Raw genomic sequence first — 13,526 nt, forward strand, 5'->3', positions numbered from 1 at the left:
GCTTATTTCTTTGCCTGGTTAAGGGGTTTCAGCGGCGCCGCACCGGGCTCGTAGCGCACGTCGGGACGCAACAGCGGGCCTTTCAGGCGCAAGGGCAAGGGTTTGCTGCGCAGGTCGGCCAGATCCCGTGCCGCCATTGCGGTAACTCCTGGCAGCAGGCTGGCCTGCAGGCTGAAATCCAGCTCGTCGCGCAGCAGGTCGGCACTGCCCGCCCCACTCAGCGCCAGCCAGCTGTTGCGGCTCTGAATGGTGTCAGCTTGCAGCTTGCCGCCCGCCAGCAGGAAACGGCTGCTGGCCACCCCGATTTCGGTGGTTTCAGCATCAACCGGGCTGCGCGCGGACTGCTTGCCTGCTGCAATGGCCGGGCGGAATTCACGCAGGCTGCGCACCAGATCCACGCCACGGATTGCGCTGTTGGTCAGCGTCCAGCGCACCGCCCCGTTCAGTTCGGCGAGCGGTTGCTTGTCCGCCCTGAGCAGGGTGGCCAGCTTGTAGGAACCGGAGAGGCGGCCACTCAGCGGAATCGGCAGGCCGCCTTCAAGCGCAAGCAGTTCAAGCCCCAGATCATTGAAATCGCCCTGCACGCCCAGACGCCCGCTGCCACCCTCGGCGCTCAGCTCGCCGCCGATCTGCCCCCCGTACAGACTGGCCGTGAAGCCGCTGGCCGTGAGAACTCCCTTGTCCACACTGAGCGGGCTCTGCAGACTGTTCAGGTTCAGACCCGCCACGCGCAGATTTCCCAGCTTGAGCTTGCCGTTCAGACTGAGCTGCTCGAAGCCGGGCAGCTGCAGCGGCGGCAGCCGGGTGCCGGGGCGTGCTTCGGCAACGAGACGGTCCAGATCAAGCCGGCTGGCACTGAGCTCGAAGCGCCCGCTCAGCGGCCAGAGCTGTGACAACTGCGCCTGCAGGCGCAGCTTGTCTTCTCCCAGCGCGCCGTCCAGTGTCATGTCGCTGCCACCACTGGCGCGCCACTGCGCCTGCCCGGTCACGCTGATGCGCGCCGTCGGGGTGTGCAGGCGCGGATGCTGGAGCGAGGCCTCGGCCTTGATGTCGCGCAGGCGGTAAGCATTGCCCTGCACGTCGGCGCTCAGGTTCGCATTCAGCTTGCCCTGGCTGCCGTGCTCGCTGCCGGCCTTGTACTGCCAGGCAAAGTCCAGCCCGTCAGTACTGAAGCCTTGCCCGCTTTCCTGCAAGTGCGGCAGTGCAAGCTGAAAATCCGTCTGCGCATCCACCGTGCGCAGGGTCAGGCTCGCCGCCAGTTTCTCGCCCTGCAGCCGGAAGGATTGCCAGCCGAAAGCGGGAGCCGCGGCGCTGAAGCTGACCGCCTGAGCCCCAGCCGCGCCTTGCAGTTTGAAACTTGCCTTGCTGAGATAGCCTTGCGCCGCCTGGCTGCCCCAGCCCAGACGCTCGCTGGTGAAGCGCGCCTCGGCACCCTGCAGACCATACCCGTTACCGGAAATCCGCACGCTCAGCTCATCCAGCGTGCCGGCACTCAGGCCCTTGAGCAGGGTATAACGCGCCTGCCCCTTGAATTCCAGATCCCCGGCGCCAGCCTTGTCCAGCCACTGCCCCTGCCAGCTCAATTGACCCGGTACACCCTTGTTCACACTCTGCGCATCGGCATCCAGATTCTGGATTTCGACCTGCATGCCCGTCCCGGCATCGTCAACCTGCAGCGCCGCGCCGCGCAGACTGATTTCGCTGATGTGCAACTGCCAGGGCGGCGGCGCGACGCTGGCAGTCGAAGCAGCCAGCAGATTGGCAAGATTCCACTCACCATTGCGCGCGCGAACACAATGCGCCTGCAGCCCGCTCAGGCTGACGCGCAGGATTTCGTGACGCCGGGCAAGCAGGGCCAGCGGGGCCAGATCCAGACGTACGCTGGCGGCGCTGGCGAACACCTCGCTGCGCCCGGGCTCGGACAGGGAAGCCTGCCGCAGGACCAGCGCCGGGCGGGGCCAGACCCGCAGCTGCGGTTCCTTGCCCAGCACCAGCGTACGCTGATAGTGATCCTTGAAATGCTGGGTGAGCGCGCCCGCGGTGCGTTCAGCGTCAAAGCTGACCCACACCAGAAACGCCAGTGCTGCCACCACGGCGACGAGACCACCGAGGAAAAAGCCCAGCACGCGCAACACCATTGCCAATCGAATTTTCAAACCGGCTACTCCGGATGAAGGATCGGCGATCATACCCCAGCTTGAATTTCAGGCTTCTGACGCAGGTCGGCTGGCTCCGCCGGGTCCAGATTCGCCCGGCAGCCCCTCGCACAGCCGCATCCGGCGGGCCTCTCCGGGCATGCCATCGGCACAGGCCCGCCAGCCGCCGCTCTGCAGCCACCCCCGGTCCGGAGAGTCTGCGGCGATGCATGACAACGGTTGCCCATCGCCCCGCTTTTGCGGGACACTGCCGCTCATCCCGGCAGCCAGTCGGGCCTCATAAACCGGTTTTTGAAAACAGGGGGTCATTCATGAGTTTCGTCAGCGAATTCAAGGAGTTTGCACTCAAGGGCAATGTCGTTGATCTGGCTGTTGGCGTAATCATCGGCGGCGCCTTTGGCAAGATCGTCGAATCCATGGTCAACGACATCATCATGCCCGTGGTCGGCGCAGTCGTTGGCAAGATCGATTTCACCAACCTCTTCATCGTGCTCAGCAATGACCCGAAATACAGCGGTCTGGCCCTGGATGCCCTGAAAAAAGCCGGCGCCCCGGTCTTCGCTTACGGCAGCTTCATCACCATCGCGATCAACTTCGCCATCCTCGCCTTCGTGATTTTCATCATGATCAAGCAGATCAACCGCCTCAAGCGCGAGGCCCCCGCCGCTCCGGCCGCCGAGCCGGTGACGCCGGAAGACGTGGTGCTGCTGCGCGAGATCCGCGATGCGCTGAAGAAATAAGCCGTTCCCGGCTCCCGCAAAAAGGCCGCATGAAAATGCGGCCTTTTTTGTTGCTCCCGCCTTGCGTCTGCCGCGCTAGGCTACATGCGACGCTGGCGCCTCGGCTTCGGACGCATCGACCCGTTCCAGCCGGTAGCCGAAATTGTAGGTGGGCACCAGACGGAAGCCGTGCTCGGGCTTCAACTGCAGCTTGCTGCGCACGCGCGAAATGTGGGTATCCACGGTGCGGGTCGCCAGATCCGGGTTGCGCCCCCACACGGCTTCGAGCAGATGACCCCGCGAGAGCAGACGCCCGAGATTGCGGAACATGAAGGCCGCGAGATCGAACTCCTTTTCGGTCAGATCCAGCGACTGACCATTGAGCAGGATGCGTTTCTGGGCGTGATCAATCAGGTAAGGCGGCAGATCCATGCTGGCTTCAGCCTCGCGTGGCTTGCTCCGGCGCAGCACCGCCTCGATGCGCGACATCAGCACGCGCTGGCTGACCGGCTTGATGATGAAATCGTCGGCGCCGGCGGACAGCCCGGCCACGATGTCATCCTCGGTGTCGCGCGAGGTGATGAAAATGGCCGGCGTGTTGTCGCGGCGCTCGCCACGCAGCCAGCGCAGGAACTCTTCGCCCGAGATGTCCGGCATCATCCAGTCGAGCAGGTAGAGGTCGATGCTCTCACGGGTACAGAAACGCTGCAGGTCACGCGTCAGCGCAAAGCTGTGCGCGTCGTGCCCGGCATTGCGCAGCCAGGCGCTGACCAGGGTTGACTGGGTCAGGTTGTCTTCGAGCAGGACAATGCGCATGCTGCCCTCCAGAGGGGAATTGTTATTTTCTGATTCTTCACCCCAGCTATCACGGCATCGGGATCACCAGACTTTAGGGACACATGGCATTCACGCCCCGATGGTCGGCAGGATCAGGCCCGAACGGCCGGATTGCCTGTGCGGAGTCGCTTGCCCGCACCGTTTTCAGGCCGGGAAATCGGCAACGAAAGGATTGCTGTCACGCTCCTCGCCAAACGTGGACATCGGTCCGTGGCCGGCGATGAACGCCACCTCCCGCCCCAACGGCCACAGCTTGAGCCGGATCGAGTCGAGCAGATGCTGATGATTGCCGCGCGGGAAATCGGTGCGGCCAATCGAGCCGGCAAACAGCACATCGCCCACCAGCGCCAGATTGGCACTGCGGCTGTAAAACACGATATGCCCAGGCGTGTGGCCGGGTGTATACAGCACCTCCAGCACTTCCTGGCCGACGCTGACCGTCTCACCCTCCTCCAGCCATTGATCCGGCTGGAATACCGGCACCTGCGGGAAGCCGAACATGCGGCACTGCTCGGGCAGGGCATCGATCCAGAACGCATCTTCGCGCTGTGGGCCGATGATCTGCACGCCCGCAGCGCGGGCCAGTTCGGCACTGCCGCCAACGTGATCGAGATGGCCGTGGGTGAGCAGGATCTTCGTCAGCTTCACCCCGGTCGCCGCGATTACGCTCTGGATGCGCGCCACATCGCCACCGGGGTCGACGACGGCGGCTTCCATGCTCTGGTCACACCAGATCAGGCTGCAGTTCTGCTGGAACGGAGTGACGGAAATGATCTTGTATTGCAGGGCCATGAGACAGCTTTCATGAGGAGTCAGCGTTTGTGAAAAAAATCGTCGCGAGCGGCGCAAGGTCGAAACGAGGAACGGAAGCGTATGTGCAATACGCTGAGTACCGGAGTTTCGAGATTACGTCGCACAGCAGATTTTTTCACAAACGCGCGCTGCGCCCGCCATCCACGGCCAGGATCTGGCCGGTGACATAGCTGGCGTCGAGCAGCAGAAAGCGCACGGCAGCGGCCACTTCATCCGCTCGGCCGGTACGCTGCAACAAGGTGTGACGCACGATGGTCTCGCGCTGCTCGGGCGAGATCTGGCCATCCTCGGGCCATTCGATCGGCCCGGGGGCAACCCCGTTGACCCGCACGCGCGGCGCCAGCTCGATGGCCAGCGAACGCGTCAGCCCCTGCAAGCCAGCCTTGGCCGCCGAGTACACCGGATAACCTTCGAGCGGACGCTCGGCGTGGATGTCCACGATGTTGACCACCGCCCCGCCGCTCGCCGCCAGATGCGGTGCAGCGGCCTGGGTGAGGAACAGCGGCGCCTTGAGATTGGAACCGATCAGGTCCAGCCAGGCCGCCTCGTCAATGCTGCCCAGCGCGGTCGGGAAGAAGCTGGAGGCGTTGTTCACCAGCCCGTCGAGCCGGCCGAAGCGCGCCACGGTGTCCGCCACCAGACGCGGCAGGGCCGCTGTGTCGAGCAACTCAGCCTGCAGCACGCAGGTGGAATCCGCGCGTTGCGCTTCCAGCTCGGCGGCCAGCGCCTGTGCTGCCGTCAGCGAGGCGTGGCAGTGAATCGCGATGCGGCAGCCGGCCGCATGCAGGCCACGCACGATGGCCGCGCCAACGCGGCGGGCGCCGCCGGTGACGAGAATGACCGGCGCGTCCATCACGACTCCCAGACCACCACCACACCGCCTCGCTGGGCATGGCGCAGCATGTCCAGCAAGGGTGCCGCGCGGCGCGCCAGGCTGACCTCCCGTTCGCGGGCCTGGCGGCGCTCGCGCAGGGCCTGCAACTCGATGGCATCCCGCCCCCACTCGTCTTCATCTTCGTCGGGAGGATTGTCCAGCCGGTCCTGTTCGATGGCTGCCTGCAGGGCGAGTATGGCGTCGGGCAACTGCTCCACCGTCAGGATGCCCTGCGTGTCGTCCGGGTCCTTGCCGAAGATTTCCAGCATGCGCCGGCCCACGGCGCCAAACATGATGACGTCGCCGTCAGCGTCGGATTTGAAGGTAATGAGCATGGCTGTCCTCGTGTGCCGCAAGCGGCAAGGATAGCCTAATCACACTTGCCGCTGGGCTGGTCGATCAGCACCGGCCAGATGTACTTGAACACCTCGGGGTTGCTGCAGCGGGCCGCACACTTGGAGTAGGACACCGTGAGTTGCGGGCCCTGCGTCCAGATCCGCACGGTGCAGCCATCGGCATGGCGCATCTCTATCGACGGCGTACGGGCGGTCTGGCGGAAACCGGAGCCCTCGAAACTGCAGCTACCCCCGTACAGCGGCACCTGGATGCTGGTGCTGAGCGCCTTGACCTCGTTGTTGGCAATTTCGATGTGGGTGCTGCCGTTGTAGCCGGTTTCATTGCGGAACGAGCAGCGATGGCGAATGTTGATGGCTTTGGGCGCCTGCTGCACCTGCGCGGAGAGCCGCGCCCGATCTACCTTGGCGAGCAGGCTGCCCGGTTTGCCGCGCGGAATCTGGGGCTGCGCGGCAGCCCCGCTGGAAGCCTTGTCAGGAGCGGCTTCCGGAGCAGGTGCCGGCCGGGCTTGAGCTGTGGGCGTGGCCGGCGCTTCCGCTGGCGGCGAACTGCCACAGCCGCCGAGGAGAATCAGATTCACACCCAACAGCCATGACAGTTTGCGCATCTCAGCTCCTTCTGAAGCCAGCCAGCAGCAGCCCGGCGCCGATGAACAGGCTGCCGAAACCGCGATTGAGCCAGCGGATATGCCGCGGGTCGTGCAGGGCACGCAGCACCCGGGCGGCGAGCAAGGTGTAGCCGTTCATCACCACCACATCGGTAAACAGCAGGGTCAGCGCGCAGATGCCGTACTGCGGCCATTGCGGCGCATGCGGGTCGATGAACTGCGGCAGCACCGCCAGCATGAAGATGATGCCCTTGGGGTTGCTGGCGTTGATCAGGAAGGCCCGCAGCACCATGCCCCAGCGGTCGTGCGGCTCATCGGCGCCCAACTCCATCGGGGTTGCCGGCGCGCGCCATTGCTGCACGCCCAGCCACAGCAGATACGCCACGCCGAACCATTTGATGCCCACGAACAGGGTCTGCGAGGCAGCCAGCACGGCGCCCAGCCCGGCGGCACAGATGCCCACCAGCAGCAACACGCCCAGCTGCAGACCGAAAATGTTCCACAGCGCACGGCGATAGCCATGCCGCTGCCCGGCCGCCATGCACGACACGGCACCGGGCCCCGGCGAGAGGCTGATGATCCAGGCGGCAGCAAAGAAAGCCAGCCATGTGTGCAGAGTCATGTGTGCAAGGCAGGAATGGTCAGTTGCTTGATTTTGAAACAACGCCGCAATTCTTCAAACTCATCCTGCTGCAAGGCCGGCAGCGACCGCCACAGGGCCTTCAATCCGGCATGAGCGGCGCTGGGCAATGCACGCTGCGCCGGCGAACGGATGATCACCATGAAGGCTGCCAGCGGCGAATGGTAAAGGCGCAGACCCGGCCCCAGCGCCGGCAGGGCCGCCTGCAGTTCGGCCACACTGAAGGCCGCGCGCAACGAATTGTGATAATCGGTGGTGAACATCTCGCCCTGCTCTACCGCATGACGGTACGCCATGAAATGCATGGTGGCCGGGCGCTTGAGGCGGCCGAAGTCGGACAGATACACCCGCCCGCCGGGTTTGAGGATGCGCCGGATCTCGGCAAAACAGCGCCCCAACGCCGCCACATCCGGCAGGTGGTGCAGCGAGAAGGTGGACATCACCACATCGGCCGAAGCATCCGCCAGCCCGCTCAGCTGCGTGATGTCGCCCAGCGCGAAACGTACATTGCCCAGCCCCTGCTGCGCGATATGCGCCGCGGCATCGGCAAGCATCGTCGGCGCCAGATCGATGCCCAGAAATTCCGCCTGCGGATTCAGGCGCGCCACCTGCGCCAGCTGGGTCGCCGGGCCACAGGCCAGATCCACCACCTTGTCCCCCGGGCGGATCAGCTCGCACAGCTGCGCCGTATTGAGCAGATAGACCTGACCGATCACCCCGTCCTCGCGCCCGGCCCGCGCAAACGCCGCCACCTGCGCCGGATCATCCATCAGCATCGCCGGCTCCGGCTCGCGCGGCGGTGGCGTGCGCGAAAAGGCTTCACAGACGAGATATTTGAAGAAGGTCAGGCTGGGCATGGCTGCGCGTGAAGAGTGGAGGCCGGGGAAGATTATCCCCGTTTTGCCCTGCGAGCCAGCACCGACGGCCCGACGCAAGCCCCCTCACCGAAGACCGGCGCCCCGCGCGGCTCCCGGAGCAGCATGCCCGGAGAAGGCCACCAGGTGCGTGTCTTCGGGCGACACTTCAAAACAGGTAGAGTGGGTTTGATGCACAGTGACAACCCGTCATCGCGTCAGGCCTGCCCCTTCAGTATCTGCCTCCTCAACGAGGAGACCTCTTCCCGCAATTTAACGGCACGCAAACGGGTTTTCCCGGCAAGCGAAATTACTTCTGGATCAAGCGCCGTTGTGTCGTACTGCAACTCAATTTTGAGCTTCTCATCGAGAATTTTGCACTTTTCCAACAAGTCGATTGCTTGGTCAACAAAAACGATTAGTTGGGCCCGAGGCAAATCGGAAACGCCAAATTGCCGCAAAGCAGCGACGATTTCGTCAGCGCGCCCCCCTGACCACACCTTCAGTACCTCTCGAAAGACGTCGCTCGCCAAGTCGGCAGCAGGCAACCGCTCCGCCAAGGAGCACGCTCGTTCAATGAATAATGCAGGCTTGTCGAAAGCGCGTAGCGTCTCATCCCGCGCGAGAAGCTTCGCGCTGCGCAGGTCAAACCAGTGTTGCACAAGCACAATGACCAAGGAAAAGAGTATTGCAGCTACGCTCGCCAATGCCTGTACCCAGCCGGTGCACTCCCCACCGGAGTCCGCTCCGATGAAGCGACAAACACTTTGCAGATATGACCCCATAAAGCCTCCCTGACACCCAAATTCACGGCCGTGACGCGCTTCTGCCCCCTCACGGCATCCGCAAACCCTTGGAAATGAAGTTGTGGCCCTTGGTCTTGGCCAGATAGTCGATGGCCATGCGCGCCATGTCGCCATCCGTCAGCCCCCAGAAGGAGGGCTCGGTGGAGACTTCGAGGCTGTGCAGGAAATCTTCGAGCCGATCGATCGGCTCGGCTTCTTCCGGCCCGAAGATCTGGGCGAGCACGCGGTCGCGGTCGGGGTCGTTGCCAGTGGCCTGACGCCAGACCCAGGGCAGCGACCAGGAACAAGCCAGGCCGTGCGGAATGCCCTTGCTCAGGGTGATCGGGTAGGACATCGCATGGGCCAGCGCGGTGCGCGTCTGCGACAGACACATGCCGGCCTGCCAGGCGGCGCGGGCCAGCTCGACACGCGCCTTGACGTTGCCTTGGAAGCGCCAGGCGATCGGCAGCTTGGCCAGCACCGTGCGCGCGGCGTCGACGGCGAGCATGTCGCTCATCGGGCTGGCATTCACGTTCCAGATGGCTTCGAGCGCATGCGACAGGGTGTCCAGTGCGGAATTGCGCATCACCACCTTGGGCAGGCTCATGGCCAGCTCTGGATCGATCAGCGCGGCCTCGGGCCACAGCCGCGAGTTGTTCAGGGTGTATTTGGCCTGATTCTGGTCGCGCGTGTCCCACAGCACCGAAAAGGGAGTGGCCTCGCTGCCGGTGCCGGCCGTGGTCGGCACGGCGATCACTCGCAGGCGCCGTACGACCGGGGTGGCATGCGTCAGCAGATCAAGGAAATGGCCGGATTCGGGCTGGCAGCACAGGGCTTTGGCGAAATCGATGACGCTGCCGCCGCCCACGGCGACGATGACTTCGGCCTTGCGCTCTTCCCAGATGCGCATGTGCACCGGCACGATGTCGGCAAGCTCGGGGCGACTTGCCACGGTGTCGATCACCTCGACGATGCGCTCACCAAGCAGGCTCTTGATCCGTGCCAGCAAACCGGAGGCATGGGCACTCTGGAAAGTCACCAGCAGCACGCGACGCCGCCCGACCAGCTCGGGAAGCCTGTCCAGTGCACCGATCCCGAAGACCGTGCGCACCGGGTTGTGCCACTGGAATTGCCCCATGCTCATCCCTTTCGGTGTTGCAGGGCCGGGTTCGGCCGGCCATCCACGTTAGGCATGCGCCAGGCCTCTCCGGGCCCGTCGAAGGGCCACAACGGCGGAAGAGCCGGGCGTTTACCGGTCCGGCCGGCGCAGATGCCAGTCGGTGGCTTGCTGCAACTGGTGAGCGACATTCAGCAAGCGTGCTTCGCCGAAGTAATTGCCGATCAGCTGCAAACCAACCGGCATATTGTCACCTGAAAAGCCGGCCGGGGTCGACAGGGCCGGCAAGCCGGCGAGATTCACGGCAATCGTGTAGATGTCGGCCAGGTACATCTGCACCGGATCATCGGCCATCTGGCCGATGCCCCAGGCAGCGGTCGGGGCAACCGGTCCGGCAATGACATCGCACTGTGTCAGTGCCTGCTTGAAGTCTTCGGCGATCAGGCGGCGCAGTTGCTGGGCCTTGATGTAGTAGGCGTCGTAGTAGCCATGCGAGAGCACGTAGGTGCCGACGAGGATGCGGCGCTTCACTTCGGCGCCGAAGCCTTCGGCGCGGCTGCGCAGGTACATCGCGTCCAGTGCAGGTGTCTTGGCGTCGATCAGCTCGCGGTACTCGGCGGCACGGTGGCCGTAACGCACGCCATCGAAACGGGAGAGGTTGGAGCTGGCTTCAGCCGGTGCGATCACGTAATAGGCCGGGATGGCCAGATGTGTGTTCGGCAGGCTGACTTCGACGGTGCTGGCACCGAGCTTGCGTAGCTCGGCCAGTGCGTTCTCGATGGCTGCGCGCACGTCTGCCGCCAGACCGTCGCCGAAGTACTCTTTCGGCAAGCCAATGCGCAGGCCGCTCAGCGGCTGGTTCAGCTGGGCGCTGTAATCGTCCCTGGCGCGTTCGAGGCTGGTCGAATCGCGGCTGTCGAAACCGGCCATGTGGTTCAGCAGGAGTGCGCAGTCTTCTGCCGTGTGGGCCATCGGCCCGCCCTGATCCAACGAGCTGGCATAGGCCACCATGCCGTAGCGCGAGACGGTGCCGTAGGTCGGCTTGATGCCGGTGACGCCACACAGGCCGGCGGGCTGACGGATCGAGCCGCCGGTGTCGGTGCCGGTGGCGGCGGGGATCATGCCGGCCGCCACGGCAGCCGCCGAGCCGCCGGAAGAGCCGCCGGGCACGCGACTCAGATTCCACGGGTTCTTCACCGCGCCGTAAGCCGAGTTCTCGTTGGTCGAGCCCATGGCGAACTCGTCGCAGTTGGTCTTGCCCAGGCTGACCGCACCGGCGGCCTTGAGCTGGCTGACCACGTGCGCGTCATAGGGGCTGACGAAGTTGGCAAGCATCTTCGAACCGCAGGTGGTGAGCACACCTTCGGTGCAAAAGATGTCCTTGTGGGCGATCGGCAGGCCGGTCAGCGGGCCCGCCGAACCGGCAGCAATGGCCTTGTCGGCAGCGTCGGCTGCAGCCAGCGCGCCATCCCGGTCGACGGTGATGAAGGCGTTGATCGCAGCGTTCTGCGCTTCGATGCGGCCAAGGTAGTCGGTCACCAGCTCGCGGCTGGAGGTCTTCTTTTGCGCCAGCGCATCGGCCAGCGATTTCAAGGTCTGGATGCTCATTTTGCGTCGACGTAGCCGAGCCCGATTTCGACGTGGTCGATCAGGGAGTGGATGAACTTGATGTGGATTTCCTGGATGCGGTCGGCGTAGCCGAAGTACGGCACGATGATTTCGGCGTCGGCAATGCCTTTCATTTTTCCGCCGTCCTTGCCCATCAGCAGGATGACCTGCATGCCGCGTTCCTTGGCGGCCTTGGCGGCGGCAAGGATGTTGGCGGAGTTGCCGGAGGTCGAGATGCCGAAGAACACGTCACCGGCACGGCCCAGCGCCTCGACCTGACGGCTGAAGATGAACTCGAAACCGTAATCGTTGCCCACGCAGGTGATGTGCGAGGGGTCGGAAATCGCCAGCGCACCGAGCGCCGGGCGGTTGTCGCGGTAGCGGCCGGAGAGTTCTTCGGCGAAGTGCATGGCGTCGCAATGCGAGCCGCCGTTGCCGGCTGAGAGGATCTTGCCACCGGCCTTGAGGCAATTGACGAGGATGTCGCCAGCCTTGTCGACCTCGGCGAGCAGGGCTTTGTCGGCCAGAACGCGAGTCAGCAGGTCATGGCCTTCCTGCAGGTGCTGTAGAAGTCGGCTCATCATTCAATCACTTTCGGCACGAGATAGAGGCCGGCTTCGGCCTCGGGCGCCACGGCCTGATAGGCTGCGCGGCGGTCGGATTCGATGACGGCATCGGCGCGCAGACGCTGCACCACGTCCTGCGGGTGCGACATCGGCGCCACGCCGGTGGTGTCCACGGCCTGCATCGCTTCGATGAGGCCGAAAATCCCGTTGAGCTTGGCCTGGGTGGCCTCGGCGTCAGCGGGGGTGAGTTCGATGCGGGCGAGCCGGGCGATGCGGTCGACCTGTTCCAGCGAGAGAGACATGATTGCGGGCCTCGGCGAGACAAAACCCACCGTCAGGTGGGTGCATAGGAAACAACGGGATAGGGTAACATAGAGGGCTATTCCTGTTCCCGGTTTGCTCGGGCCTGAACGTGGTGTTCGGGTCTGTCACAGAGAGGTGCCTCTACACATGTTCGGACTTCTGCGTTCCTATTTCTCCAATGACCTGGCCATCGACCTTGGCACGGCCAACACCCTGATCTACGTGCGCGGCAAGGGCATCGTGCTGGACGAGCCTTCCGTCGTGGCGATCCGCACCGAAGGCGGCCCGAACGCCAAGAAGACCATCCAGGCCGTCGGCCACTCGGCCAAGCAGATGCTGGGCAAGACCCCGGGCAACATCACGGCGATCCGCCCGATGAAGGACGGCGTGATCGCCGACTTCACCGTCACCGAGCAGATGCTCAAGCAGTTCATCAAGAAGGTGCACGACTCGCGGATGTTCTCACCATCACCCCGCATCATCATCTGCGTGCCCTGTGGCTCGACCCAGGTGGAACGCCGCGCAATCCGCGAATCCGCACTGGGCGCGGGCGCTTCACAGGTCTACCTGATCGAGGAGCCGATGGCCGCAGCCATCGGCGCCGATCTGCCGGTGGCTGATGCAACCGGCTCGATGGTGGTCGACGTCGGTGGCGGCACCACCGAGGTGGGCGTGATCTCGCTGGGCGGCATGGTGTATGCAGGCTCGGTGCGCGTGGGCGGTGACCGCTTCGATGAAGCCATCGTCAATTACATCCGCCGCAACTACGGCATGCTGATCGGCGAAACCACCGCCGAATCGATCAAGAAGACCATCGGCTCGGCCTTCCCGGGCTCCGAAGTGCGCGAAATGGAAGTCAAGGGCCGGAATCTGGCCGAGGGCATTCCGCGCTCCTTCACGATCTCGTCAAACGAAATCCTCGAAGCCCTGACCGATCCGCTCAACTCGATCGTCTCGGCCGTCAAGATCGGTCTGGAGCAGACCCCGCCGGAGCTGGGCGCTGATATCGCCGAGCGCGGCATGGTGCTGACCGGTGGTGGTGCGCTGCTGCGCGACCTGGACCGCCTGCTGATGGAAGAAACCGGCCTGCCGGTGATCGTCGCCGAAGACCCGCTGACTTGCGTGGTCCGCGGCTCCGGTCTGGCCTTGGAGCGCATGGACAAGCTGGGTTCGATCTTCGCTTCCGAGTAAGCGGTGTCGCGCTCAGGTTTCTTGTATGCAACCAGCAATGCGCCGCAAGGCGCATTGCCGTATTTCACGTATCACGTTTCACATGTGACGCAGCACTGACGC

The 13,526-nt window shown here is 64.3% G+C and carries 15 protein-coding genes; 2 read left to right on the forward strand and 13 right to left on the reverse strand.

Translation table 11 applies throughout. From position 1 onward, the window contains the following. Positions 1-2 precede the first annotated feature (2 nt). Positions 3-2,156, reverse strand: coding sequence for an AsmA family protein (locus Q9Q94_RS03905; RefSeq protein WP_305978705.1), 2,154 nt, complete (start codon positions 2,154-2,156; stop codon positions 3-5). A gap of 311 nt (positions 2,157-2,467) precedes the next feature. On the opposite strand from Q9Q94_RS03905, the gene mscL reads away from it, so the two are divergent. Continuing rightward, positions 2,468-2,896, forward strand: coding sequence for a large conductance mechanosensitive channel protein MscL (gene mscL / locus Q9Q94_RS03910; protein WP_305978706.1), 429 nt, complete (start codon positions 2,468-2,470; stop codon positions 2,894-2,896). Positions 2,897-2,971: 75 nt separating this feature from the next. Here mscL and Q9Q94_RS03915 read toward each other — a convergent pair whose 3' ends face one another. From Q9Q94_RS03915 to gatC, 12 genes are all read right to left on the reverse strand, one after another. Then, on the reverse strand, positions 2,972-3,691 hold the full coding sequence (locus Q9Q94_RS03915; protein WP_305978707.1) for a response regulator transcription factor: 720 nt from the start codon (positions 3,689-3,691) through the stop codon (positions 2,972-2,974). Between the two features lie 165 nt (positions 3,692-3,856). Continuing rightward, the gene (locus Q9Q94_RS03920; protein ID WP_305978708.1) at positions 3,857-4,504 is read right to left on the reverse strand and encodes an MBL fold metallo-hydrolase; all 648 of its coding nucleotides are present in this window, start codon (positions 4,502-4,504) and stop codon (positions 3,857-3,859) included. Positions 4,505-4,640: 136 nt separating this feature from the next. After that, a complete protein-coding gene (locus Q9Q94_RS03925; protein ID WP_305978709.1) occupies positions 4,641-5,378 on the reverse strand; it encodes a pteridine reductase in 738 nt (245 codons plus the stop codon). Further along, complete coding sequence (locus Q9Q94_RS03930) at positions 5,378-5,734, reverse strand: DUF1840 domain-containing protein (protein WP_305978710.1); 357 nt, start codon at positions 5,732-5,734, stop codon at positions 5,378-5,380. The genes Q9Q94_RS03925 and Q9Q94_RS03930 overlap by 1 nt, the downstream gene beginning before the upstream one ends. Before the next feature lie 35 nt (positions 5,735-5,769). Next, positions 5,770-6,360 (reverse strand): hypothetical protein, encoded by a 591-nt coding sequence (locus tag Q9Q94_RS03935; protein WP_305978711.1) that lies wholly within the window; start codon positions 6,358-6,360, stop codon positions 5,770-5,772. A 1-nt stretch (position 6,361) separates the two neighbouring features. Further along, complete coding sequence (locus Q9Q94_RS03940) at positions 6,362-6,982, reverse strand: LysE family transporter (protein ID WP_305978712.1); 621 nt, start codon at positions 6,980-6,982, stop codon at positions 6,362-6,364. Further along, the gene (locus Q9Q94_RS03945; RefSeq protein ID WP_305978713.1) at positions 6,979-7,857 is read right to left on the reverse strand and encodes a class I SAM-dependent methyltransferase; all 879 of its coding nucleotides are present in this window, start codon (positions 7,855-7,857) and stop codon (positions 6,979-6,981) included. Before Q9Q94_RS03945 ends, Q9Q94_RS03940 begins: the two co-directional genes overlap by 4 nt. A gap of 215 nt (positions 7,858-8,072) precedes the next feature. Beyond that, entirely contained in the window at positions 8,073-8,639 is a 567-nt protein-coding gene (locus tag Q9Q94_RS03950) for a hypothetical protein (RefSeq protein ID WP_305978714.1), read from the reverse strand. A 49-nt stretch (positions 8,640-8,688) separates the two neighbouring features. Beyond that, complete coding sequence (locus Q9Q94_RS03955; RefSeq protein WP_305978715.1) at positions 8,689-9,777, reverse strand: phosphonoacetaldehyde reductase; 1,089 nt, start codon at positions 9,775-9,777, stop codon at positions 8,689-8,691. Between the two features lie 111 nt (positions 9,778-9,888). After that, positions 9,889-11,364: an Asp-tRNA(Asn)/Glu-tRNA(Gln) amidotransferase subunit GatA gene (gene gatA, locus Q9Q94_RS03960; RefSeq protein WP_305978716.1), complete on the reverse strand. Its 1,476-nt coding sequence runs from the start codon at positions 11,362-11,364 to the stop codon at positions 9,889-9,891. After that, complete coding sequence (gene lpcA, locus Q9Q94_RS03965) at positions 11,361-11,945, reverse strand: D-sedoheptulose 7-phosphate isomerase (protein WP_305978717.1); 585 nt, start codon at positions 11,943-11,945, stop codon at positions 11,361-11,363. Before lpcA ends, gatA begins: the two co-directional genes overlap by 4 nt. Next, positions 11,945-12,232, reverse strand: a complete 288-nt coding sequence (gene gatC, locus Q9Q94_RS03970) for an Asp-tRNA(Asn)/Glu-tRNA(Gln) amidotransferase subunit GatC (RefSeq protein WP_305978718.1) — start codon at positions 12,230-12,232, stop codon at positions 11,945-11,947. The genes lpcA and gatC overlap by 1 nt, the downstream gene beginning before the upstream one ends. A 148-nt stretch (positions 12,233-12,380) precedes the next feature. On the opposite strand from gatC, the gene Q9Q94_RS03975 reads away from it, so the two are divergent. After that, complete coding sequence (locus Q9Q94_RS03975; protein WP_305978719.1) at positions 12,381-13,424, forward strand: rod shape-determining protein; 1,044 nt, start codon at positions 12,381-12,383, stop codon at positions 13,422-13,424. Positions 13,425-13,526 lie beyond the last annotated feature (102 nt).

The organism is Uliginosibacterium sp. 31-16 (genome assembly GCF_030730865.1).
Taxonomy (GTDB): Bacteria; Pseudomonadota; Gammaproteobacteria; order Burkholderiales; family Rhodocyclaceae; genus Uliginosibacterium.

Coding starts and splice junctions, on each gene's coding strand:
- mscL (WP_305978706.1), top strand. CDS start 2,468: ATGAGTTTCGTCAGCGAATTCAAGGAGTTTGCACTCAAGGGCAATGTC.
- Q9Q94_RS03915 (WP_305978707.1), bottom strand. CDS start 3,691: ATGCGCATTGTCCTGCTCGAAGACAACCTGACCCAGTCAACCCTGGTC.
- Q9Q94_RS03920 (WP_305978708.1), bottom strand. CDS start 4,504: ATGGCCCTGCAATACAAGATCATTTCCGTCACTCCGTTCCAGCAGAAC.
- Q9Q94_RS03925 (WP_305978709.1), bottom strand. CDS start 5,378: ATGGACGCGCCGGTCATTCTCGTCACCGGCGGCGCCCGCCGCGTTGGC.
- Q9Q94_RS03930 (WP_305978710.1), bottom strand. CDS start 5,734: ATGCTCATTACCTTCAAATCCGACGCTGACGGCGACGTCATCATGTTT.
- Q9Q94_RS03935 (WP_305978711.1), bottom strand. CDS start 6,360: ATGCGCAAACTGTCATGGCTGTTGGGTGTGAATCTGATTCTCCTCGGC.
- Q9Q94_RS03940 (WP_305978712.1), bottom strand. CDS start 6,982: ATGACTCTGCACACATGGCTGGCTTTCTTTGCTGCCGCCTGGATCATC.
- Q9Q94_RS03945 (WP_305978713.1), bottom strand. CDS start 7,857: ATGCCCAGCCTGACCTTCTTCAAATATCTCGTCTGTGAAGCCTTTTCG.
- Q9Q94_RS03950 (WP_305978714.1), bottom strand. CDS start 8,639: ATGGGGTCATATCTGCAAAGTGTTTGTCGCTTCATCGGAGCGGACTCC.
- Q9Q94_RS03955 (WP_305978715.1), bottom strand. CDS start 9,777: ATGGGGCAATTCCAGTGGCACAACCCGGTGCGCACGGTCTTCGGGATC.
- gatA (WP_305978716.1), bottom strand. CDS start 11,364: ATGAGCATCCAGACCTTGAAATCGCTGGCCGATGCGCTGGCGCAAAAG.
- lpcA (WP_305978717.1), bottom strand. CDS start 11,945: ATGAGCCGACTTCTACAGCACCTGCAGGAAGGCCATGACCTGCTGACT.
- gatC (WP_305978718.1), bottom strand. CDS start 12,232: ATGTCTCTCTCGCTGGAACAGGTCGACCGCATCGCCCGGCTCGCCCGC.
- Q9Q94_RS03975 (WP_305978719.1), top strand. CDS start 12,381: ATGTTCGGACTTCTGCGTTCCTATTTCTCCAATGACCTGGCCATCGAC.